General features: G+C 56.9%; 25 protein-coding genes. 12 read left to right on the top strand and 13 right to left on the bottom strand.

Annotation, left to right across the window (positions count from 1 at the left end):
- Positions 1–51: 51 nt before the first annotated feature.
- From mltG to fabD, 7 genes are all read right to left on the bottom strand, one after another.
- Positions 52–1,209 carry an endolytic transglycosylase MltG gene (gene mltG, locus GOW04_RS02285; protein WP_171231425.1) on the bottom strand — a complete coding sequence of 386 codons (1,158 nt, stop codon included), beginning with the start codon at positions 1,207–1,209 and terminating at the stop codon, positions 52–54.
- Positions 1,210–2,475: a beta-ketoacyl-ACP synthase II gene (gene fabF, locus GOW04_RS02280; protein WP_152458327.1), complete on the bottom strand. Its 1,266-nt coding sequence runs from the start codon at positions 2,473–2,475 to the stop codon at positions 1,210–1,212.
- Positions 2,476–2,658: 183 nt separating this feature from the next.
- The gene (locus tag GOW04_RS02275) at positions 2,659–3,402 is read right to left on the bottom strand and encodes a HisA/HisF-related TIM barrel protein (RefSeq protein ID WP_152458328.1); all 744 of its coding nucleotides are present in this window, start codon (positions 3,400–3,402) and stop codon (positions 2,659–2,661) included.
- Between the two features lie 123 nt (positions 3,403–3,525).
- On the bottom strand, positions 3,526–4,065 hold the full coding sequence (locus GOW04_RS02270; protein ID WP_152458329.1) for a GNAT family N-acetyltransferase: 540 nt from the start codon (positions 4,063–4,065) through the stop codon (positions 3,526–3,528).
- 138 nt (positions 4,066–4,203) lie between these two features.
- Complete coding sequence (locus GOW04_RS02265; RefSeq protein ID WP_008756330.1) at positions 4,204–4,437, bottom strand: acyl carrier protein; 234 nt, start codon at positions 4,435–4,437, stop codon at positions 4,204–4,206.
- A 206-nt stretch (positions 4,438–4,643) separates the two neighbouring features.
- Positions 4,644–5,381 carry a 3-oxoacyl-[acyl-carrier-protein] reductase gene (fabG, locus tag GOW04_RS02260; RefSeq protein WP_152458330.1) on the bottom strand — a complete coding sequence of 246 codons (738 nt, stop codon included), beginning with the start codon at positions 5,379–5,381 and terminating at the stop codon, positions 4,644–4,646.
- 42 nt (positions 5,382–5,423) lie between these two features.
- Positions 5,424–6,362 carry an ACP S-malonyltransferase gene (fabD, locus tag GOW04_RS02255; protein WP_171231424.1) on the bottom strand — a complete coding sequence of 313 codons (939 nt, stop codon included), beginning with the start codon at positions 6,360–6,362 and terminating at the stop codon, positions 5,424–5,426.
- Positions 6,363–6,536: 174 nt separating this feature from the next.
- Here fabD and GOW04_RS02250 point away from each other — a divergent pair, with 174 nt between their 5' ends.
- A complete protein-coding gene (locus GOW04_RS02250; protein WP_171231423.1) occupies positions 6,537–7,763 on the top strand; it encodes a cytochrome b/b6 domain-containing protein in 1,227 nt (408 codons plus the stop codon).
- Positions 7,764–7,824: 61 nt separating this feature from the next.
- Here GOW04_RS02250 and GOW04_RS02245 read toward each other — a convergent pair whose 3' ends face one another.
- Together GOW04_RS02245 and GOW04_RS02240 are read right to left on the bottom strand one after the other, a co-directional pair.
- Positions 7,825–8,397, bottom strand: coding sequence for a YceI family protein (locus GOW04_RS02245; RefSeq protein ID WP_171231422.1), 573 nt, complete (start codon positions 8,395–8,397; stop codon positions 7,825–7,827).
- Between the two features lie 126 nt (positions 8,398–8,523).
- Positions 8,524–9,042 (bottom strand): hypothetical protein, encoded by a 519-nt coding sequence (locus GOW04_RS02240; RefSeq protein WP_171115365.1) that lies wholly within the window; start codon positions 9,040–9,042, stop codon positions 8,524–8,526.
- A gap of 283 nt (positions 9,043–9,325) precedes the next feature.
- Between GOW04_RS02240 and rpsF the strand changes: the two genes are divergently transcribed.
- From rpsF to GOW04_RS02210, 6 genes are all read left to right on the top strand, one after another.
- Positions 9,326–9,679, top strand: a complete 354-nt coding sequence (gene rpsF, locus GOW04_RS02235) for a 30S ribosomal protein S6 (protein ID WP_152458335.1) — start codon at positions 9,326–9,328, stop codon at positions 9,677–9,679.
- A gap of 28 nt (positions 9,680–9,707) precedes the next feature.
- Positions 9,708–9,935, top strand: a complete 228-nt coding sequence (gene rpsR / locus GOW04_RS02230; RefSeq protein ID WP_005608650.1) for a 30S ribosomal protein S18 — start codon at positions 9,708–9,710, stop codon at positions 9,933–9,935.
- A gap of 12 nt (positions 9,936–9,947) precedes the next feature.
- The gene (gene rplI, locus GOW04_RS02225) at positions 9,948–10,568 is read left to right on the top strand and encodes a 50S ribosomal protein L9 (RefSeq protein ID WP_152458336.1); all 621 of its coding nucleotides are present in this window, start codon (positions 9,948–9,950) and stop codon (positions 10,566–10,568) included.
- Positions 10,569–10,724: 156 nt separating this feature from the next.
- Entirely contained in the window at positions 10,725–11,210 is a 486-nt protein-coding gene (locus GOW04_RS02220; RefSeq protein WP_171167611.1) for a lytic transglycosylase domain-containing protein, read from the top strand.
- Positions 11,211–11,446: 236 nt separating this feature from the next.
- Entirely contained in the window at positions 11,447–12,148 is a 702-nt protein-coding gene (locus GOW04_RS02215) for an autoinducer binding domain-containing protein (RefSeq protein WP_152458337.1), read from the top strand.
- A 107-nt stretch (positions 12,149–12,255) separates the two neighbouring features.
- A complete protein-coding gene (locus tag GOW04_RS02210; protein WP_152458338.1) occupies positions 12,256–13,110 on the top strand; it encodes an acyl-homoserine-lactone synthase in 855 nt (284 codons plus the stop codon).
- A 100-nt stretch (positions 13,111–13,210) separates the two neighbouring features.
- On the opposite strand, the gene tig is transcribed toward GOW04_RS02210, so the two are convergent.
- The 3 genes from tig to GOW04_RS02195 form a co-directional block, all read right to left on the bottom strand.
- A complete protein-coding gene (gene tig / locus GOW04_RS02205) occupies positions 13,211–14,542 on the bottom strand; it encodes a trigger factor (RefSeq protein WP_171232021.1) in 1,332 nt (443 codons plus the stop codon).
- A gap of 184 nt (positions 14,543–14,726) precedes the next feature.
- On the bottom strand, positions 14,727–15,851 hold the full coding sequence (locus GOW04_RS02200; RefSeq protein WP_171231421.1) for a porin: 1,125 nt from the start codon (positions 15,849–15,851) through the stop codon (positions 14,727–14,729).
- A 307-nt stretch (positions 15,852–16,158) separates the two neighbouring features.
- The gene (locus GOW04_RS02195; protein ID WP_171231420.1) at positions 16,159–17,760 is read right to left on the bottom strand and encodes an NAD(P)H-hydrate dehydratase; all 1,602 of its coding nucleotides are present in this window, start codon (positions 17,758–17,760) and stop codon (positions 16,159–16,161) included.
- 171 nt (positions 17,761–17,931) lie between these two features.
- On the opposite strand from GOW04_RS02195, the gene GOW04_RS02190 reads away from it, so the two are divergent.
- The 5 genes from GOW04_RS02190 (at position 17,932) to GOW04_RS02170 (ending at position 22,456) form a co-directional block, all read left to right on the top strand.
- The gene (locus GOW04_RS02190; protein WP_152458342.1) at positions 17,932–18,270 is read left to right on the top strand and encodes a P-II family nitrogen regulator; all 339 of its coding nucleotides are present in this window, start codon (positions 17,932–17,934) and stop codon (positions 18,268–18,270) included.
- Positions 18,271–18,311: 41 nt separating this feature from the next.
- On the top strand, positions 18,312–19,718 hold the full coding sequence (gene glnA, locus GOW04_RS02185; RefSeq protein ID WP_152458343.1) for a type I glutamate--ammonia ligase: 1,407 nt from the start codon (positions 18,312–18,314) through the stop codon (positions 19,716–19,718).
- Between the two features lie 126 nt (positions 19,719–19,844).
- The gene (locus GOW04_RS02180) at positions 19,845–20,492 is read left to right on the top strand and encodes an MSMEG_1061 family FMN-dependent PPOX-type flavoprotein (protein ID WP_171231419.1); all 648 of its coding nucleotides are present in this window, start codon (positions 19,845–19,847) and stop codon (positions 20,490–20,492) included.
- Positions 20,493–20,558: 66 nt separating this feature from the next.
- Positions 20,559–21,347 (top strand): lytic transglycosylase domain-containing protein, encoded by a 789-nt coding sequence (locus GOW04_RS02175; protein WP_171204971.1) that lies wholly within the window; start codon positions 20,559–20,561, stop codon positions 21,345–21,347.
- Positions 21,348–21,544: 197 nt separating this feature from the next.
- Positions 21,545–22,456: a hypothetical protein gene (locus tag GOW04_RS02170; RefSeq protein ID WP_171231418.1), complete on the top strand. Its 912-nt coding sequence runs from the start codon at positions 21,545–21,547 to the stop codon at positions 22,454–22,456.
- 36 nt (positions 22,457–22,492) lie between these two features.
- On the opposite strand, the gene GOW04_RS02165 is transcribed toward GOW04_RS02170, so the two are convergent.
- A complete protein-coding gene (locus tag GOW04_RS02165) occupies positions 22,493–23,236 on the bottom strand; it encodes a DUF3445 domain-containing protein (RefSeq protein WP_171231417.1) in 744 nt (247 codons plus the stop codon).
- Positions 23,237–23,260 lie beyond the last annotated feature (24 nt).

Raw genomic sequence — 23,260 nt, 5'->3', positions numbered from 1 at the left:
CAATGACCGGCGTTGGCGCAACACGATGGACGAAACCATTTTTCGTTCAGATCAATTTCCCGAATTCTGCTCTGCCTCAATCTCGCGCCATTTGGCGACATTGCGATTGTGCTCCTGCAAGGTTTCGGCAAATGCATGGCCGCCCGTGCCATCGGCAACGAAGAACACGAAATTCGTGTCATCCGGCGCAACAGCAGCTTCAAGGCTGGCCAAGCCCGGATTGGCAATCGGCGTCGGCGGCAAACCGTCTATCTGATAGGTGTTCCATGGGGTTGGTCGGTTCAGCTCGCTGCGGCGCAGCCCGCGCCCTAACGTGCCTTGCCCTTTGGTGACGCCATAGATGACGGTCGGGTCCGTCTGCAACCGCATCCCCTGTTTCAGCCGGTTCACAAAAACACTGGCCACTTGCCCGCGCTCTTCCGGAACTCCGGTTTCCTTTTCGATGATCGACGCAAGGATCAGCATTTCTTCGGGATTTTGCAGCGGCAACCCGTCCTGACGGCTTTCCCAAACGGCATTGATCCGCAATTGTTGCTTGTCCTGCATCGCCTGCAAAATGTCGGTACGGTCCTGGCCCGCCACAACATCGTAACTGTCAGGCGCCAGCATCCCTTCGGCCGGGATCTCGGTCACCTCACCTGTCAAAGCGTCGAACGCCTTCAACGCCTGGACCACCTGCCACGAGGTCACACCTTCGGCCAGCGACACGCGGTAACGGGTGTCCGCCTCGTTGCGTTTCTCGGTATAGGCCTCAGGCACCTCGTCTTCCAAGGGATCGAACGACGCGATTTCGACGAAATCCAGGGTCGCAGGGTTCAACTCACGCACACGGGTCTGAGCACGCGTCACACCGATACGATACTCAATCTCGGATCCACAGGTGCTGGCACCACTGCTGGTAATTTCGTCGATGATCTGCTCCATCGACGCGCCTTCCCGCACCAGGAAGCTGCCGGCTTTCAACTGCTGTGCCCGATCCGTGTAATCGGCGGCCATCCGAAAGATCGTGGCACTGCGGATGGCGCCCTGCTCTTCCAGTTCCTGACTGACACGTGTCATGTTCGATCCGCTTCTGACCTGAAGGCAGATCGCGGTTTCAAGCGGGCCTTCGGCCTTGTACTGGGTCTGCCCCCAAAGGATCAGTCCACCCATCAGGAACAGGCCGACCACCAGAATGGTCAGCGCGTTCGAAGCAATGGCCCGCCACATTTAGTTGGCCTTTCCGAAGATCACGCTGGCATTGGTGCCGCCAAACCCGAACGAGTTCGACAGGGCCACGTTGATCTCGCGCTCACGCTTGGCGTTCGGGGCCAGATCAATCGGTGTCTCCACCGCGGGGTTGTCCAGGTTGATCGTCGGAGGTGCGACCTGATCGCGGATCGCCAGAATCGAGAAGATTGCCTCGATCGCCCCCGCTGCACCCAAAAGGTGCCCGGTTGCCGATTTGGTCGACGTCATGGTGGCGTTCGCGGCGTGGTCTCCCAGCAGACGTTCGACCGCACCCAGTTCGATCGTATCCGCCATGGTCGAGGTGCCATGGGCGTTGATGTAATCCAGGTCCTTCGGCTCCAGCCCCGCGCTGCGCAACGCGGCTTTCATCGAACGTTCTGCCCCGTCACCATCCTCGGACGGTGCCGTGATGTGATATGCGTCGCCCGACATGCCATAGCCCAGCACCTCGGCGTAGATCTTCGCACCGCGGGCCTTCGCGTGTTCATACTCTTCCAGGATGACGATGCCCGCACCTTCGCCCATGACGAATCCGTCGCGGTCAACGTCATAGGGTCGGCTAGCCGCCTTTGGGTTGTCTGCATATTTGGTCGACAACGCCTTGCATGCGTTGAACCCGGCGATGCCGATTTCGCAGATGCAACCTTCGCCGCCACCTGCAACCATGACGTCTGCGTCACCTGCCCGAATGATACGGCTGGCGTCACCGATTGCATGGGCACCGGTGGAACACGCCGTCACGACCGAATGGTTCGGCCCTTTGAAGCCGTGCCGGATCGACACCTGACCTGATGCCAGGTTGATCAGAGCGCCCGGAATAAAGAACGGTGAAACCCGGCGCGGGCCCTTGTCGCGGATCAGATTGGCGGTATTCGCGATCGAACCCAACCCCCCGATGCCCGAACCGATCAGAACACCTGTTCGCAGGCGGTCCTCTTCATCTTCCGGCAACCAGTTCGCATCCTTGCAGGCCATTTCCGCGGCTGCGATGGAATACAGGATAAAGTCCTCGATCTTGCGTTGCTCTTTCGGCGGCATCCAGTCATCGGGATTGAAGGTCCCATTGGTTCCATCCCCGCGGGGCACCTCACAGGCGTAGGTCGTGGCGACACCACTGCCTTCCGCATCAAAATGCGTGATGGGACCAGCGCCGGACTCTCCGTCCAGCAGCCGCGACCAGGTTTCCTCGACCCCGCTGGCCAAAGGAGTGACCAATCCAAGACCGGTTACAACGACTCTGCGCATGAAGTGCCTCTTGCCTGCTTCCTGTTATGAGAACCGCTCTTACCCCGGCCCGGGGTGCGGGGGCAAGAGCAACGGCGATTTCAGGCGGGCTTCCCGCCGCCGGGCAATCGAAGCAGTACCGCTGTGGGTTACGGAAATCGGTGCCCGCCCTTTCACGGATCTAGTTGAAAGGGCGAAGCGTGTTTATTGGAACTGTGCCACCGGCTCATGCGCCGATTTTGCCATTTCCAGTGCATCCGTCAGGTCAAGTGTCTTTCGAAACAGTGCACGTCCCACGATTGCACCCGAGATATTGGGAATATAGGCCAGCCGCGAGATGTCATCCGCGGTACGTACAACCCCGCTCGCTATCACAGGGGTGCGCGAATGGCTGGCAAGCCCCGAGATCAGGCCAAGCTGAGCCTCGACGTCCTCCATATCGCTGTCGATATCCGTCACCACGATAGCAGCAAATGGCGCTCCTTCGAATGCGTCGATAAACGCTTCGGGCGTGAATACGCTTTGGCTGCGCCAGCCATCCGTCATTACATAACCTTGCCAGACATCGACCGACAGCACGATTTGATCCGGGTAGAGCGTGGCCAATTCCTTGACCAGTTTCGGTTCGCGCGCTGCCAGCGTCCCGATCACGACGCGACCGACGCCCTTGTCGATCCAGCGTTCGACCTGTTCGCGGGTCCGCATACCCCCCGCCAACTGAACCGGGATTTCGGCCGCGCGGATAATCTCTTCAATCAATTCGACGTTGGTATCCTTGCCTTCGATCGCGTCGAAATCGGTCAGATGCATCCATTCGGCACCCGCTTCGGCCCAGCTTCGCGCTGTTTCGACTGGGTTTACATGCCAAATCATAGCGTTGTCCAAACGACCTTTGTCTAACGTGACACACCGGCCGTTCTGCAATTCCATAGTGGGGTATATCCTCATGAGCTCGGTCCTCCGCTCAATCGCTCTGAAAATCCCCGGAAGCATACACCTTGAACGCCCTCCCAATATCACCGGGATCGGCACAGTTTGGCCATTTTGCGGCATAGTGTTAAGTTGGCGGATTTACGCGAGCGCAGGTGGGCCGTTGCGCCGAAGCAAATGCACCGGGGTTTGATTATACACCCCTTCCCGCATCAATACATAGCCCAGCTTTTTGGCAAGCTTCTGCGACGAGGCGTTGGACGCATTCACCATCGCAACCAAAGGCCCGGGAATCACCCGGTCAAACCAGTCATGCGCTGCCTTGGCCGCCTCATACCCCAGGCCCTGCCCCTGCGCCTCGGGCGCCAGAACCCAGCCCGCCTCGGGAAAGCCGTCGAAATCATCGCCCATCTCACGGTTTCCGTAAAAGAAACCGGCCTGTCCGATCAGCTTTCGATTCGATTGTTGCAGCACACCCCATTGTCCAAACCCGGCCATGTGCCAATGCCCGGCATTGCGCAAAAAGGAATCCCATGCCTCTCCGCGCGATCGGGGTGAGCCGCCAACATGCTGAACGACGCACGGATCTCTCCAGATCTCGGCGAACCGGTCAAAGTCCTCCGGGCGCATGGCACACAGCGTCAAACGCGCGGTATTTATCATGGGAGTGGATCTTATCATGCCCTGTCCACTTTGAATTTTGCCTCAATGGAAACAGTGCGCATCCGAAAATGCACGCGCAAGCATGAATTTTGAGCGGGCATAAAAAAACGGCGCCTCCGTTGCCCGGAAGCGCCGCTTTTGATCAGAAGGAAACGCTTAGGACGCTTCGCTGATGAATTTGACCGCGTCGCCGAAGGTCTGGATGGTCTCGGCTGCGTCATCGGGGATTTCGATGCCGAACTCTTCTTCGAAGGCCATGACCAGTTCAACGGTGTCCAGGCTGTCTGCGCCCAGATCATCGATGAAGGACGCGTTTTCCGCGACTTTATCTTCTTCAACACCCAGGTGCTCAACAACGATCTTCTTAACGCGATCTGCGACGTCGCTCATGTCTATTCCTCATTCCTTTACAGGGCGGTCTGCCCGATTCTGCCCTTGCCCGCACGGGTTGGCTTTGATTTGCCCGTTTCGGGCGGTTTGGGTCCCGGCGAACCGGGAAGTCGAAGGCCGACCTGAACAACCGGCCCCGCTTAGATGCGCCGCCTATAGCATAGTCGACGCAAGAGGCAAACGCTTTCGCGCTGCCCCTGTGGCGATCACAACATGGCCATACCACCGTTCACATGCAAGGTGCTTCCGGTAACATAACCCGCTTCGGGGCTGGCAAGATACAGAACAGCCGCTGCAATTTCTTCGGGTTCACCCATGCGGCCCGCCGGAACCTTGAGCAACAGACCCTTTTTCTGCTCCTCGGTCAGCTTCTCGGTCATTGCAGTCGTGATAAAACCCGGTGCCACGGCATTCACGGTAATTCCGCGCGTTGCCACTTCGTGAGCCAAAGCCTTGGAAAACCCTATCATCCCGGCTTTTGACGCAGCATAGTTGGCCTGCCCCGGGTTGCCAATTGCGGCCACCACGGACGAGACATTCACGATCCGGCCCCACCGTGACTTCATCATGCCGCGGATCACACCTTTGCACAGTTTCATCGTCGAGGTCATGTTCACGTCAATAACGCTCTGCCATTCCTCATCGGACATGCGCATGAACAGGTTGTCGCGCGTGATACCCGCATTGTTCACCAGGATATCCACCGATCCCATCGCCTCGGCCGCTTGCTTTGGCAACGCTTCTACGGCTTCCGGATCGCTCAGATTGCAAGGCAACACATGCGCGCGTTCGCCCAGTTCGTCTGCCAGAGCCTGCAATGGCTCGACTCGTGTACCGGACAATCCGACCGCTGCGCCAGCACCGTGCAACGCACGTGCAATGTCGCCTCCGATACCGCCCGAAGCACCGGTGATCAGCGCATTTTTACCTGTCAAATCAAACATTCGGTTTTCCTCTTGGTGCGTCGGCCACGACGCTTTTTGAGCTTACGATTCGGCCTGAATGGCCTTTTGAACATCTTCCGGTGTGCCCACTGCCTTGCCTGCAATGGCACGATCGATCTTGCGGATCATGCCGGACAACGCTTTGCCGGCACCGATTTCCCACGTTTCAGTCACGCCCTGCGCGGCCATGAACTGAACGCTTTCGCGCCAGCGAACCGACCCCGTCACCTGTTCCACCAGTAACTGACGTATCAGATCCGGATCACTGACGGCTTCGGCGCGCACATTGGCCACCAAAGGCACGGAAGGCGCCTTTATCTCGACGGCAGCAAGCGCTTCCGCCATGACATCTGCCGCAGGCTGCATCAGCGCACAGTGAAATGGAGCACTTACAGGCAACATAACAGCACGTTTTGCGCCTTTTTCCTTGGCAATCTCGGCGGCACGCTCCACGGCAGCCTTAGAACCGGACACAACGACCTGGGTTGGATCATTGTCATTGGCAGCCTGACAGGCCTGCCCCTGCGCGGCTTCCTCTGCAACGGCGCGCACCGCCTCCAGATCCAATCCAATAATGGCCGCCATTGCGCCCTCGCCCACCGGTACGGCACTTTGCATCGCCAGACCGCGGGTGCGCAGCAAGCGCGCGGTGTCCGCGACCGACAAAGCCCCCGCAGCCGCAAGGGCCGAGTATTCACCCAAGGAATGACCCGCCACAAAAGCCGCCTGACCAACCGAAACGCCTTCGGCTTCCAGCGCACGCATTGCCGCCATGGATGTCGCCATAAGAGCCGGCTGGGCATTCTGAGTCAGCGTCAACTCGGCGATGTCGCCTTCCCAGATCACGCTGCTCAGCTTTTCTCCCAGTGCCTCGTCCACCTCATCGAAGACGGCCTGCGCCGCCGGATAGGCATCGGCCAGTGCTTTGCCCATACCGATGGTCTGGGCGCCCTGCCCCGGAAAAACGAACGCGAGTGTCATTGCAACCTCATGGATGATGTCAGGTTGCGGCGGGGTGTAAACTGACTGATCGTCTGGCACAAGCATTGCCTGTGTTCTGCATTCTGGCACCTTGGCTGTGCACAAGCGCTTACTTGTGCCGACTTCCGATAACCTTAACTTGGGCGCAGCACAGAATCTCGGAGCGTTGCACCCATGGCCTCGACCAATTCCTTCTCAAGTTACGGAAGTGTCGCAAAGACGTTTCACTGGCTCACCGCGTTGCTGATCTTTACGGCCCTGCCGCTCGGCTGGATCGCGGACAACCTGGCCCACGCCGTATTGCATGCCTCCACAGCCCCAAGCGAGGCCGAAATCGCACGCGCGGCGCGCATGTTCTCATTGCACAAAACCGTAGGCGTCACCGTGTTCTTCGTTGCTTTGGCTCGGATAATGTGGGCCTTCACGCAAACCAAGCCCGGCCTGCTGAATGCCGACAACAAGCCCGAGGCTTTTGCCGCCGAAACTGTCCACTGGCTTCTTTATGGGTCACTGGTGCTTGTGCCACTGACCGGTTGGGTGCACCACGCCGCAACCGAAGGGTTTGCTCCAATCCTCTGGCCCTTCGGCCAAAATCTGCCTTTTGTACCGAAATCAACCATTGTGGCCGAGGTGACAGGCGTTCTGCATTGGCTGTTCATGTGGACGCTCGTCGGCGCGCTGGTCCTGCATGTTGCCGGAGCGTTGAAGCATCACGTCATAGACAAAGACAGCACGTTGCGCAGGATGTTGCCGGGTGGGTCGGACGCACCGGAGCCTCCACACCAGCATCATTCCCTTGTGCCCGCCGTCGCCGCGGTGGCCGTTTGGGCGCTTGTCCTCACCGGCGGCTGGGTCTCTGGCGAATTTGCGCGTGAGGCCGACGATGATGACGCCGACGTCCAACTGGCCGAGGTGCAATCAGACTGGCAGGTTCAGAACGGCACCCTGTCCATCACGATTTCCCAATTGGGCAGCCCGGTCACCGGCTCGTTTTCCGACTGGACAGCCGCAATTGCTTTTGACGACCCGGCCGAGCCTGGCCCGGCCGGGTCCGTCGAGGTCACGATCGCAATAGGTTCTCTCAGCCTCGGAACCGTAACCGAACAGGCCATGGGTGCGGATTTCTTCAACAACGCCCAGTTTCCGACGGCCCAGTTCGCGGCTGACCTTTTCAAAACCGAAAGCGGATATGAGGCACGCGGACCACTGACAATCCGCGACAAGACGATCGATATCATACTACCGTTTTCACTGGACCTTCAGGACGACACTGCGACCATGACAGGCTCGGTTGATCTGAACAGGTTGGATTTCGGCATCGGCGCATCGCAGCCCACCGAAGATTCGCTCGGCTTCACCGTCACAGTCGCTGTGGAACTCGCCGCGTCCCGCAGTCAGTGATGCCAAATACATACCGCCGGTGACAGGATCACCGGCGGTTTTCGTGTTCGCCGTCTTGCGCTTATTCGGCTTTTTGCGCTTCGACCGAGATCTGCACCTGCACTTCGTCACTGACAAACGGTGCGAACTGGCCCAGATCAAATTCACTGCGGACAAGGGTCGTGGTGGCGTCGAAACCGGCCCATGGCTTGTTCGCCATTGGATGGGTATCAACCTTGTTCAGTTTGGCATCCAGAATAACGGATTTGGTCACGCCGTTCATGGTGAGGTCGCCGGTGATCTTGGCAGTGTTTTCACCGGTCACTTCGATACCCGTCGAGGTAAAGGTGATCAGGTCGCCCTCGGTCGCACCAAAGAAATCCTCGGTCATGAAGTGATCTTCACGCGGCTTCCAACCGGTGAACATCTCCAATACCGGCATCGACACGCTCACGCTGGAAGCGGCGGGATTTTCCTGATCAAACATGATCTCGCCCTCAAAGCCCGAGAACATGCCGGTTGTGGTTGAAAAGCCCAGGTGGTCATAGCTGAAGACAACCTGGCTGTGGCTCGGGTCCAGCACGTATTTCTCGGCGCTGGCGAATGCCGTGGTCGCCGATACGGCCAGTGCAGCAGCAAGAAGGGTGGATTTCATAACAATCTCCGCGTTTTTTGTGAATGCAACCCGGCAGGGTTGCTCACAAACAAAATGTGCCGCCTGTCGGCGGCACACAACCTTTTTCGAGTCACAACATCTGTTCCTTTTTGAACAGAATAAAGTTCAGCCGAAAATTGTTACGCTCTTGCTCAGTTGCCCTTTCAACGCTCGGCTGACATCCGCCGATTCAAGGGGCAGCTTCATCAAAAGGCTCCCATCTACATCAAACAAGTGGACTTCGTTTTCTTCAAAACGTGCACCACCCAGCGATTCATAGCTGCGGCGCAGCACCGTCTGAGGGCGTCCGTCTTCGTTCTTTTGCAGAACACGGACTTCGCGGCGGATCGGGTCGAAATAGGCATCCGGGCGCTGATCAAGAACTTCAATTGTCAGCAAACTGACACCGACGATCAGAAACAGCATGGATGCCACCATCTTGATCGGCCAGACATCTGCGCCAACGATCGAACCCGGCATCAGCCACATCGAAAACGCCGAAAAGATCAGAAACGCTCCGGCCAACCGCGCCAGGATCAAACGGGCCTTCCAGTTTGGCGCGAAGGCAATCATTACCGGCACCGAATGCTCAAAGCGCGAGCCTGCCGCCTCTTCCCGGTATGTGTTTGTATTGGTCGCGGTCATAACACTTCACCTTTTATCAGGTTACTGTCGAATTTCTGTTTGGTCCGGGTAACGTCCGGTATGCAAAACAACTTTGAGCCGAAAAGCGTCAGCATTTGGGCGGCCCAAAGGAAATTGGGCGGCGTCTCAAAGGCATATGTGGCGGGGCTTGCTCCTGCGGTTCAAACGTGTATACGGGGCCATCCTTCGCAATCAGATGAATCGCGCAGCCTCTCGTGGCAGGGTCGCGAAGGACCGGATGGCCCCGCCTATGAAATGCGCCTTGACATAAACAGGAGTGCACATGCCACTGTATGAGCATGTAATGATCGCGCGTCAGGATCTGTCCAACGCGCAGGCGGAAAGCCTCGTCGAACATTTCGGCACCGTTCTGGCTGACAACGGCGGCAAGCTGGTTGATAGCGAGTACTGGGGCGTCAAGACGATGGCCTACAAGATCAACAAGAACCGCAAGGGCCACTACGCCTTCCTGAAAACCGACGCGCCCTCGGGTGCGGTTCAGGAAATGGAACGTCTGATGCGCCTGCATGATGACGTCATGCGCGTTCTGACCATCAAGGTTGACGGTCACGAAGACGGCCCGTCGGTTCAGATGCAGAAGCGTGACGAACGTGGCGACCGCCGCGAGCGTCGTTGATCACCGCCTGAGGAAAGGACACTAAACCATGGCCGCAAAACCATTTTTCCGCCGCCGCAAGGTCTGCCCGTTCTCGGGTGAGAACGCGCCGAAAATCGACTACAAGGACACCCGTCTGCTGCAGCGCTACATCTCTGAGCGTGGCAAGATCGTTCCTTCGCGCATCACCGCCGTTTCGGCGAAAAAGCAGCGTGAACTGGCCCGTGCTATCAAGCGCGCCCGCTTCCTCGCCCTGCTGCCCTACGCCGTGAAGTAAGGAGAGACTGATATGCAAGTTATCCTTCTGGAACGCGTTGCGAAACTGGGTCAGATGGGCGACGTCGTTGACGTCAAGCCCGGCTACGCCCGCAACTTCCTGCTGCCTCAGGGCAAAGCTCTGAGCGCCTCGGACGCCAACATCGCGTCGTTCGAAGCCCAGAAAGCGCAGCTTGAGGCACGCAACCTGGAAACCAAGAAAGAGGCTGAAGCACTGGCTGAAAAGCTGGACGGACAGCAGTTCATCGTGATTCGCTCGGCATCGGATGCTGGCGCTCTGTACGGCTCGGTCACCCCGCGTGACGCCGCAGAGGCTGCAACCGAAGCTGGTTTCACCGTCGACAAAAAGCAGGTTGTTCTGGTCAATCCGATCAAGGAACTGGGTCTGCACTCGGTTGCAGTCAAGCTGCACCCCGAAGTCGAAGTTGAAATCAAGATGAACGTGGCGCGTTCGGAAGAAGAAGCCGAACTTCAGGCCTCGGGCAAATCGATCCAGGAACTGGCCGCCGAAGAAGAAGCAGCCGCTGAATTCGAGATCGCCGAACTGTTCGACGACATCGGCTCGGCCGCATCCGAGGACGAAGAGCTGGCTGCAGAAGCCGCTCCTGCCGAGGAAGACGAAGCCAAAGCCTGATCCGGCAAGGTTTCGAACACAACAAAGGCCGTGCTTCAGCGCGGCCTTTTTTCTTGCCTCCGAGCCAAACCAGCAAATTTTAGCCCAACTCCATCCATAATCTTGCAGCCAAATACTCAGACCATATCATTGCAACTCGAAACCCCGGAGAAACGTATGCCCCTGTTCACCCGTCGCAATCTCATGGCACTCTTACTGACAGCCCCGTTGGTTGCCTGCGGTGCAGGAGAAGTATCCAAGGCGGAGACACAACAATTCAATCCTCCGCTCTATCCAAACGAAACGCCGGAACTGCGCGCGTCGATCAACAAATGGGCGGACCACTACGAGCTTCCGCGAGAGCTTGTTCACAAGCTTGCTATTCGTGAAAGCACGCATCGCCCTTGGGCGGTCAACCGACCCTATTATGGGTTGTTGCAAATCCTTCCGGCCACCGCGCGATCCATGGGATACACCGGAAACGCCAAAGGCTTGTTGGACGCGGACACCAACCTTGAGTTCGCCGGGAAATACCTTCGGGGTGCCTGGCTTTTGTCTGATGGCAACCAGGATCGGGCCATATTTCTTTATGCCAAGGGCTTTTACCCCGAAGCCAAAGCGCGCGGATTGTTGGTGGAAACTGGGCTGAAACCCGCCAACTGACGGTGATTAGCGTCAGAAAGCCGCGTGAAATTAGCACTTTTTGCTGAATAGTGACAAAAATGTTCTATTGAATGTCTCATTATTTGGAATTGCGCAGACAATTAGTACCTCGCCTTGTCATGTTTAGGAAAGTATGGTGTTCTGGCTCGGTGAGGTAAACGGGTTCCACTCTGTGTTATATGCATGCTCGACGACACCATCGGGCTGTAAGATGGGCCGCAGCTGGTAGGCACCACATGGAAATTGTCGATCTGAGCACTCTGCCGGATTCAGAAGTTCGATACACCGAATTTCTAAGGCAAATCTGTGAGAAGCATGATATGGATCATGCTGCTTATGCTGGGATGAACCCTGCTGCCGGTACGGTTGCCGGCTTTGTTACCTATGACGACGCCTGGAATGAGCACTACCAAAACCAGGGTCTGATCATGATTGATCCGACCATCCATATGGCCCGCCGCAGCATCGCGCCAGTGGATTGGAGCCGACTTGAGCGCAGCCCCGACTTCCAACGTGTTTTCCGGGATGCCCATGATTTTGGATTGCCAAACCAAGGCGTTACAATTCCCGTGCGGGGTCCATACGGAGATATCGGCCTGCTGAGCGCAACGCGCAATTGCAGCAAAGAGGAATGGCGCAAGCTATACACGCATGTCATCAGTGACTTGCAATCGATGGCAGTGCACATCCATGACAACGTGGTTTCCTCAGACGAATTGACCAGCGCGCTGTATCATCCAACACTTTCCAGACGTGAGACAGAGATCTTGCAGTGGGTTGCGGCAGGGAAATCGCAACAGGACATCGGCGATATTTTGTCCATTTCACACCGAACCGTAGAAGTGCACTTGCGTTCCAGTCGAGAAAAGCTTAGTGCGCTGACCACCCCTCAGGCCGTTGGCCGGGCGATTGCAATTGGGCTTATTACCCCAAGTTAAACAAAAAAAACGCAAAATTTCGCCAAAATACGGGAAACCCCCAATAGAAAAATCCCCTGTGTCCGGTAACGTCTAAGTTACCGAACAACCACTCGAAGGGGGAAGAAATGATCATCGTGGTAGATGGCCTGAACAGACATATGTTCAGCGAAGTTCTTGATGAAATGTTCGAGTTGAGAGCACGAGTTTTTGGCGAACGCCTGGGATGGGACGTCAACATTGAAGATGGTAAAGAGATCGACGAGTTCGATCACCTGGACCCGGCATATGTAATCGGACTCGACGATGAGGGGAATGTCGTCGCAGCCGTGCGTGCCCTCCAGACCACCGGACCACACATGTTGTCGGATGTCTTTTCGGCGATCCTTTGCGGCGAAGCACCACTTCGCAGTGCGACCATGTGGGAATCTACCCGCTTCTGCGTCGACACGCAACGGCTCACGCGTGGCAAAGAAAAGAACTCGGTCTCCTACGCGACTTGCGAGTTGATGATCGGATCTTTGGAATATGCGAAAAATGCAGGTATTCAGGACATCATCACCGTGATTGATCCGGTTATGGATAGGGTGTTGAAGCGTTCGAATTGCGCGCCTTACGACTATGTCGGTAAGACAGTTCCAATGGGTAAGGTTCACGCATTGGCCGCTCTGCTGGACTGCACCGAAGAACGCATCGCCGGCCTGCGTGAATTTGCGGGCATTCACAACGACGTCTTTATGGACGAAGAAGAAGCGTTAGCTCTGTTTGCCGCGAAGAAAGCCGCAGCACAGAACCCCGCGAACCAGGATCACAAACCACTCACCGATCTCGAGAAATATTTTGTGGAACAGATGAGCGCCGCAAAAACAGAAGCTGAACGGCAGGATGTCCTCAAGCTGATCGAAGCGCTCACGGATACGTTCACGCCAGAGCAAAGAACCGCTCTTTTGGAAACCCCCCGTGCTTTTGCTCATGAGGCCTGACCCCCTCACCTCATAGATACAAAAGCCACCCATGCGGAGCCGTCTGATTGCAGGCGGCTCCGTTTTTTGTCCCTTCTTCTGACGAAGGGAAGGAAGAGGATTACTCCTCTTCCAATGCGTCAACGGCTTTCTTAAGGTCATCTTTGCTGACTTCCTTGTCAGTGACCTGAGCCAGCTCCAACACGTAGTCCACAACCTTGTCTTCAAAGATCGGGGCACGCAGCTGCTGTTGCATCTGCGCGTTCTGCTGAACGAACTCGAAGAACTGACGTTCCTGACCCGGGTACTGACGTGCCTGGTTCATGATCGCCTGCGTCATCTCGGCGTCGGTAACTTCAACCTCGGCCTTCTGGCCCAGTTCAGCCAGCAACAGGCCCAGACGCACGCGACGCTCGGCCAGCTTGGTGTGCTCGTCCGTGGGCTCGATCGGGTCATGGTCGTGGCCTTCGACTTCTGGGTTTTCTTCGTGCCACAGTTGGTGCGCAATCTGCTTGGCCTCGGCTTCAACCAGCGACGGCGGTAGATCGAATGACACCTTCTCGTCCAGTGCATCCAGCAAAGCGCGCTTGATCACGGCGCGCGATGCACCTGCATATTCAGCTTCCAGGCGCTCTGCGATCTGGCTTTTCAGGGCTTCAAGATCTTCGGCACCGAATTTTTTAGCCAGTTCGTCGTTGACTTCCGCAGCAACCGGTTCTTTGACTTCCTTGATGGTGCAGGTGAAAATAGCGTCTTTGCCCGCCAGATGCTCGGCGCCGTACTCTTCAGGGAACGTGACGTTGACGTCTTTTACTTCTTCGGCTTTCACGCCAACCAGCTGCTCTTCAAAGCCGGGGATGAAGCTGTTCGAGCCCAGAACCAGCGGGTAATCCTCTGCCGAACCACCTTCGAATTCCTCGCCGTCAACCTTACCGACGAAATCGAACACGATCTGGTCGCCGTCCTTGGCTTTTGACCCCTTGCGGCGCGCTTTGAAATCCTGAGCGGTTTCCGCCAGATTGTTCAGCGCTTCCTCGACGGCTGCTTCATCAGCCTTGACGATCAGCTTTTCCAACTCGACCGATTTCAGATCAACTTCCGGGATCGCTGGCAGCGCCTCGTAAGACATGGCGACTTCTACGTCATCGCCTTCTTTCCAGTCCTCATTGGTCATCTTGACCTCGGGCTGAAGCGCGGGGCGATCACCACTGTCTTCGAAATGCTTGTTCATGGCGCCGTCGATGGTTTCCTGCATCGCCTCGCCCAACAGGCGCTGGCCAAACTGCTTTTTCAGCAGCGCCATTGGCACCTTGCCTTTACGGAAACCTTTCATTTCGATTTCCGGCTGCGCTTCGGTCAGCTTTTCATTGACCTTCTCGTCCAGCTCGGCTGCTGACACAACGATGTTGTAGCCACGTTTCAGACCTTCGTTCAGCGTCTCGGTAACCTGCATTATGGTAGTCCCCATAGGATTCGGGGCGCGCAAAAAGGGCGCGCCGGGCAAATTTGAAGCCTTCTATTTGCCCTGCCGCCCGCGTGCAAGGGGCAAAGGCTGAATCCAGTGGTATTTGATCGCCAAAACCGCAAAAAAGAACGCCCCGGAAACTGGGGCGTTCGCGCTTGTTCCAGCCAGACAATCAGAACTTCCAACGTGCGCCCAGAACCCATGCTTCGTTGTTGTCAAAGGATGTGCCGTCATCGAAATCGTGGTTGCGGTATTTCAGATAAACATCCGTGTTGATCGGCTCGACTTTCTGCACGACCGCGATACCCCAGGCTTTGGTGTCAGAACCGTTGCTCTGGAAATCCGAGCCATCATAATAGTCGATACCGACGCCGGTCTTGCCCCAGGACACCCAGTTGCCTTCGTACGAGATCTTACCGTACCAATAGTTCGGATTCGTGGCACCGGCCTGATCATCGTCGCGCGTACCGCCCGCAATCGTAAAGCCCAACCCGCTGGGAAGCAGGACGGAAGCGGAACCGATCGTATCTTTGCGATCCCCCGAATTGTTATCCCGGTCTCTTACCGAATAGGCAACGGCTGCAGCGAACTCCACACCACCGGCAAAAGTGTTTTCGTAAAACAGACCGACGTCATAATAGTCGTCGTCGTCGCTGCTGGACAAAATGTTCTGACCATAAGCGAATCCGGCGGAGAACCCATTGAACGACGGCGTATCATACCGCACACGACCACGCCGCGCGCCGTCAAAGTTGCTGGAACTGTCACCAACCGTAATACCGCTCAGCATACCGGTCGTGTCCCGATAGAAGAACCCTGCATTTTCATCGTTGGTAAACGAATACAGCGCGGTTCCGACATATGACAGATCAACCTCTGCGGCGCCATCAGCGACCATGCTGCCCTGACCTGCCGAAAACTTGCCGTAGCCACCTTTCAGCGAAAAATCCACATGGCGAATGTCTTCGCGGTTCCAACCATCTGCGTTGGTTCCGAATTGATCGGCAGACGCCGAACCCGGCAGGCCAAGGCCTGATTCAAACCAAAATTGGAATTCGTTGCTTCCATATGGCTGCACAAGACGCAGGCCAACACGGCTGTTCGACAGATCGTTGTCGAGAACACGGGTCTCGGTATCCTGTCCGTCATCCACCGAGATCAAGGCGGGGTGCAGTTGTCCATACAGCAGCACATATCCGCCACTATTGTTTTCGTATTTCATTTCCGCCACAGCCGGGATGGCGGTCGTCGCAGTCAGAACAGCGGCTACTGATATCGGTTTGATGTTAAGGGTCATTTCACTCACCATGAAAGGTTCGGGGTTCAGGTACTGTCCATTTGTTTACGAACTGCGCGCGTTCCAGTGGCCCGCATTCACTCCCTCGCAAGAATTGCAAATTCGCAACATGGCATATCGAAAAATTGGTTATTTTTCATTTATTTCATACAGTTACGAATCCATTCGAAGATCCAAAGCACAGTGTGCAAATAAATTGTGACGTCCAGCCATGCATCTGGCAAACATTCGGTCTGCACTGATGTGAACCTTGACGGCGGATTTCCGCCGACTCGCCGGAAATTGAGCCGTTCCACGCCCAACGAACTCAAATATTCAACTTTCTGAAAACCTCCGGCACCTGTTCCGGCAAATCTTCCGCGATCAAACCCGGCCCGAACTGGCGCGCACACTCCACATGCAGCCACGCCGCAGTTTCCGCCGCCTGCATCGGTGCCAAACCTCGCGCCAACAAACCTGCGATGAACCCTGCCAGCACATCGCCAGACCCGGCCGTCGCCAACCAAGGGGCCGCTCTTTCGTATACGGCCAAGTTGACCACGCACCGTCCATTCGGCGCAGCGATCACCGTGTCCGGGCCCTTGAACAGAACCACGCACCCAGCCCGCTTTGCGGCAGTACGCGTCGCATCCACCTTGGAAAACGCCGGGCCGTTGGCCGGTTGCACGTTCATCTGCGCGGCGATGTCCGGGAATACCCGTGTAAATTCCCCGCCATGCGGTGTCAGTACGCATTTGTCGTGCAATCGCGCGATCAGGGCGCCGGGATCCTCTGCAAAAGCTGACAAAGCATCCGCATCCAACACGGTCGCCCGCCGCGCAGCCAACGCCATCGGCACCAGCGCCTGCGCCCGCTCGAATCCCAGCGCAGGCCCCAGACAGAGCGCATTCAGGCGCGTATCCTCAAGTATTTCAGTCATTCGATCAGCCCCATCAACCCGCTGCAACATGAGGGCCGTGATCTGGCTGGCCACCTCCATCTGCGCAGACGGCGGCACGCCCAGCGTCACCAGCCCCGCTCCAACCCGCAAAGCCCCCCGCGCCGCCAAACGCGCGGCCCCTGTTTTGCCCGAGCCCCCGGACAGGATCAAAGCATGACCATGTGAGTATTTGTGGCCAACCGAACCTTTCGACAGCTTCACCCCGTCAGCCTGGGTCGTGTGAACGATCTGACCGTCTTCCAGTGTTTCAAGCCCGATCGACTTGGTTCGGACCGCCCCGCAGGTCTCCGGACCATCGCACAGAACATGCCCAAGCTTTTTGCTGTGAAACGTCACCGTCATGTCCGCAACAATCGCCTGACCAAGAATGCGACCACTGTCGGCGCACAGGCCGCTTGGCGCGTCAATTGAAACGACCTTTACGCCTCGCTCTCGCAGCAGGGCTCTGACCGGCGCATTGGCCAGCATGGAGAACGCCCCTGCAAATGACCGGGTGAGACCCGTGCCAAAAACCCCGTCAACAACCAGGTCAATGCCCTTTGGAACGCGAAGAAAATCATCCGCCAACGGGGCGGAGTCGACAGCGGAGACTCGAACCTCGTTCTTTGCCCCCCATCTCTCATAATTCACCCGCGCATCCGGAGGCAGCTTTTCCGGGTCTCCACAAAGGAACACCTCAACCGCCCACCCCTGCTTCTGCAAAAGCCGGGCCACGACAAACCCGTCACCCCCATTGTTGCCCGGTCCGCACAGCACCACTGCGCGCAGCGGATCCTCTTCATCTGGCCCTAAATATCCCGGGGAGCGCGAGGGGCTGGCCCCTCGCCTGTCCAACACGGGCCATTCTTCGAAAATCGCGTCAACAACACCCCGCCCGGCCCGCTCCATCAGTTCCAGACCGGTCACGTCACCAGACTTGATGGCGGCCTGCTCAATGGCCCGCATCTGTGCCGCTGTCAGCAATTCCATCCTTTCACCCCTTGCTCGATTCAATTTTGATTACTTTTTGTGCAAATCGCTCAAAAAATAGCACACAGCCGTTTTTCAAAGCACCCCGACCCGCACGATATCGCAATCACATTGCCGCCCGATCTTAGACGTGATCACTGCCCCTGAGACAACCATTCAAGGTGAGCCGGGATGAAAAAGATCGAAGCGATCATCAAGCCGTTCAAACTGGACGAAGTGAAAGAGGCATTGCAGGATGTGGGCGTCCAGGGCCTCAGCGTCATCGAGGTCAAGGGCTTCGGTCGCCAGAAAGGCCATACCGAACTGTATCGCGGCGCCGAGTATGTCGTCGATTTTCTGCCCAAGGTTAAGGTCGAGGTCGTATTGGACGACGACCAGGTCGACGCCGCGATCGAAGCCATCGTATCGGCCGCCAAAACCGACAAGATCGGAGACGGCAAGATTTTCGTCTCGCCCGTCGACCAAGCCATTCGCATCCGGACCGGCGAGACCGGCTCGGAAGCGCTCTAATTCACAACATTACTGACACATCTATCAGAAGGACCAAGGGAATGAGCGCAGACGCAGTTCTCAATACAATCCGCGAAGAAGACGTCGCATATGTCGACATCCGCTTCACCGACGTGCGCGGCAAACTGCAGCACGTCACGGTGGACGTCGATCTGGTCGACGAAGACTTCCTGGAAGAAGGCTTCATGTTTGACGGCTCGTCCATTGCAGGCTGGAAATCGATCGAAAACTCGGACATGAAACTGATCGCCGACACGACTTCGGCTTACATCGACCCGTTCTATGCGGAGAAGACACTGTGTCTGCACTGCTCGATCGTTGAGCCCGACACCGGTGAAGCCTATGGCCGCGACCCGCGCGGAACCGCGCAGAAAGCCGAAGCCTACCTGAAGTCCAGCGGTATCGGTGACGTTGCCTATATGGGTCCCGAAGCTGAATTCTTCCTGTTCGATGACGTTCGTTTTTCCAACAGCATCAATAAAGTATCTTTCGAAGTTGATGCAACGGATGCGTCGTGGAACACCGACACCGAATACGAGATGGGCAACATGGGCCACCGTCCGGGCGTCAAGGGCGGCTACTTCCCGGTCAACCCCATCGACGAAGCGCAGGACCTGCGTTCGGAAATGCTGTCGACCATGAAACGTCTGGGCATGAAGGTCGACAAGCACCACCACGAAGTGGCCTCGTGCCAGCACGAGCTGGGTCTTGTCTTTGACAGCCTGACCAAGCAGGCCGATGAGCTGCAAAAATACAAATACGTCATCCACAACGTGGCACACGCCTACGGCAAATCGGCCACTTTCATGCCCAAGCCTGTCGCAGGTGACAACGGCACCGGCATGCACGTGAACATGTCGATCTGGAAAGATGGCAAGCCGCTGTTCGCTGGCGACAAATATGCCGACTTGTCGGACGAAGCGCTGTACTTCATCGGCGGCATCCTGAAACACGCCAAGACCCTGAACGCTTTCACCAACCCGTCGACCAACAGCTACAAGCGCTTGATCCCCGGGTTTGAAGCCCCCGTTCTGCGAGCCTATTCGGCACGTAACCGTTCGGGTTGTGTGCGTATCCCATGGACTGAAAGCCCCAAAGCCAAACGTGTCGAGGCGCGGTTCCCCGATCCGTCATCCAACCCCTATCTGGCGTTTGCCGCCCTGCTTATGGCTGGCCTGGACGGTATCAAGAACAAGATCAACCCCGGCGAGGCGATGGACAAGAACCTGTACGACTTGCCCGCCGAGGAACTGGCCGACATCCCGACCGTCTGCGGCAGCCTGCGTGAGGCTCTGGAAGCTCTGGCATCCGATCACGACTTCCTACTTCAGGGCGATGTGTTCACCAAAGACCAGATCGACGGTTACATCGCACTTAAGATGGAAGAGGTGGAAACCTACGAGCACACGCCGCACCCGGTGGAGTACGGCATGTACTACAGCTGCTAAGCTGAGTACGGAAACGATTTGGCAGGGCGCCCCTTCGGGCGCCCTTGTCATTTCTGCCCACACGGTTTGACGCGCCGCCTTTGATCCAACAAACTGGTGAGAACACTCCCGGCCGGAGACGACAGCATGCCTTGCGATACCTCACCTTTCTCGAAATTCACAAACCTTGTGACATCCGAACAGGAGCTGAGGAGGATCTCTGGCCATCCGCTGCCACAGATCACTGCCAAAGAGGTGTCTTCACTCGATCAGATGTGTCGCGATTTCATAGCGACCTCGCCATTTTGCCTGATCGCTTCGGCCAACACGGATGGGCATCTTGATGTTTCACCCCGTGGCGACCCGCCCGGCTTTGTTCAGGTGCTGTCCGATACCCTGATCGCGATCCCGGATCGGCCGGGAAACAAACGCGTGGATACGTTTCACAATGTTCTCAAAGATCCGCGCGTCAGCGTCCTGTTCTTTGTTCCCGGCAAGATGGAAACGCTCCGCATTCGCGGCACGGCCCGCATCTGTGCTGACCCCCGTTTGCTTGAAACCATGGCCATTGACGGGCACCCGCCCAAACTGGCGCTGCTCATCCATGTCGCGACAGCATTTGCACACTGTCCCAAATGTGTAATCCGCGCACATCTGTGGCAACCCGAAGACTGGCCGGATTCGACCCATCTGCCAAATATGAATGCGATGATGGTGAAACACGCCCGCATCAATGCCACGCCTGAGGAATGGTTCGAAACGCTCAGGAAAAAGGGTGAGTTGGACCTTTATTAACCGCTTTGCCCAAGACGCAGCCCACGCTAGGCTAACCGCAGATTTCAATTCCATCGGATTACGCCCATGTTTCGCCTTGCCACCATTCTTGCCCTTTCCCTGACGTCCCCGGTTCTGGCCGCACCCTGTGGCAACACCAGCGCTGGATTTGAGGCATGGAAGGCCGATTTTGCCAAACAGGCACGCAAGGCGGGAGTGAAAAAGAAAGGTCTGCAAGCGCTGTCCCAGACACAATATGCCACGCGCACCATCGCCGCGGACCGCAATCAAAAAAGCTTCAAATACTCGCTGGACAAATTCATGCGTGTCCGAGGGGCCGATACAATTGTCGCACAGGGGCGCAAACGCAAAGCCGCCAACCCGAACTATTATGCCGCCTTTGAGCGGCAATATGGTGTTCCTGCGGGCGTTCTGATCGCCATTCACGGCATGGAAACCGGCTTTGGCAATTTCATGGGCGACAGTCAGGTTGTTTCCGCAATCACAACACTGGCCTATGATTGTCGCCGGTCAGAGTTCTTTATTCCCCACGCAATTGGGGCACTGAAACTGGTCGACATGGGCAGTATCACAATGGCGACAAAAGGGGCAAAACATGGCGAACTGGGCCACACGCAATTCCTGCCCGGCAACGCGCTGACCTATGGTGTCGATGCTACGGGCGACCGGCGCGTGGACTTCTACAACATGACGGATGCACTGGCCTCAACCGCCAATTTTCTTCGCAAGAAGGGGTGGAAACCGGGGCGCGGTTATCAACCCGGAGAACCAAATTTTCGCGTCTTGCAGCAGTGGAATGCAGCCTCGGTCTATCAGCAATCCATCGCAATAATGGCTGCCCGAATCGACAATTAGCCCCGCCGCACCGGCACCACGCGCCGCACCTGATTTCGCCACATTTCCGCCACAGTGACAAACAAAAGCCTTTAGTTGCTTGGTTTCCAAAGCGTAACCAATCGCTAGGAAATTTCACTTTTTTGCATTTTTCGCCAAATTCTCTCCAAGATGGGGTGCTAGCCTTTGAATAACAGAACGCAGAAAAGGACGGGGCAGTGGCTCGGAAGCACAGCTACCATGGCGGCCTGCAATTTGATGGCGACGCAACCGGCGCAATAGAGCGCTTTGGATCCATCGTTGCCACGACGCTGGAAGACTACGGTCATCTGGTCGAGCGCAAGGCCCTGCTCAGCGCGACCGAGGCCAGCATCGTCTCGAGCCAGTATCTTGTGCGGATGACTCTGGATACAGGCGCCTCCGGGCAGCAGGACCGCTACGAGCGCATGGATCGCGCCGCAGGGTTGAAAACCATAACAAAGCCCCGCGTGTCGCATCCCCAAAACAGGTTGGTGCTGACAATTACGCCAGTCTCGCCACTTTTGGACGACGCCGAGATTTCGGAACTGATGCTGGTGGTCACCCTGTATCGCATGGTCGATATCTGTTCGACCCGGCGTGTTGAATGGTTGTCGCCGCACACGGTTCTTACAGTCGAGCACTTCATGAGCGCCTTTGACACCCTGACACCAAGCCGAACAAGCAGGGATCGAAAGCAGATCTTTCAATCACTGACCGGACAGTTCGCCGGGATGCAGCAGTCTGAACAGGATGACACGATCACTGCCCTACACTCTCCTGCCGCGCGTCCAATTCAACTGACCGACGAACAATTGCTCAGCATCGCGTTCCGAAGCGACGAGGCAGACCTGCCCACCCAGATGGACGCAGGTGCGGCCATCGCGGATGATGATGACAAGCCAAGCGACATCCTGCGCCTTAGTAGTTGGTGCATGACCGGAGTGTTGGCCAGCATTTCAGCGCCAATTGCTGTATCGATGGCCGCAGTCAACCTGATCCGGGGCGAGGATTTCCGCCTGAACACACAGGTGCTTGTGCTCACATTCGCCATTGTCGCGCTGAACGCCAGCAACGCGTTGGCTGATGTAGCGGGTGCCTTGGGCATGTAAAAGAATTATCGAAGACCCTCCTAGGAGGCCCCGCCATCAGGCGGGGTTTTCCGTTTTTGGGATCGCGTTTGCGGCCAGAACGTATGTGTGGATGGAAAACACGACCGCGTTGGATTTCGGCAAACGCAACAACGTCTGCCGCTCGCTTCGCAGATAAGACGCCTGACGCCGGTCCCGTATTTCGCGCGGCTCACTGGCACTGCGAGGTTGGAACAACTCCGGGTCTTCGTACCACAGGGCGTTGAAGCGCCACAGCGGGCGACCGGGTTGAATACCGTCAAACAGCCTCTGCACCCGTTTCGCGACATTAGCGTCATAGCTTTCCACAGGCACGTGGATATCAATCAGCGGCCGCATGAATTTCTCGGACAAGCGCCAACTGGCAGGAAAACACAGAATGGCACCCGTCAGAACATGCTCATTTCCCCGTTTCTGAAGAATGCAGAAGTCTTCCTGCACCAGCCTGCACAGCGTATCAAGCGGTCGGTCGCGGTCGATCGCGACGGATATGCCATCCGGCCTTGCGGCCTCTGCCCCGGCCGTGGGATATGTCTGCATCAGCACCAGATCCAGCAACTCCACCGCGGCAGGTTTGGCCCCAGGATCAAGCGCAAGAACATCGTCGCGCCGCTCAGACAGAATTTCTTCGCGGCGCCGCATCTGGTCGGCAAAAGCCTCATCCTGATGCAGCCAGTTTTCCATGGTTGCCGGTTGAATACCCGGCAAAGCGCGTGGGTTTTCGACATCATACGGGATCTTGTTTTGCAGAATACGAGTCATGCCGGGGGCTTAGCATGCGCAGCT

It is taken from the genome of Ruegeria sp. HKCCA4812 (genome assembly GCF_013034245.1).
GTDB lineage: Bacteria > Pseudomonadota > Alphaproteobacteria > Rhodobacterales > Rhodobacteraceae > Ruegeria.
This window is presented reverse-complemented; position numbering and strand designations above follow the sequence as displayed.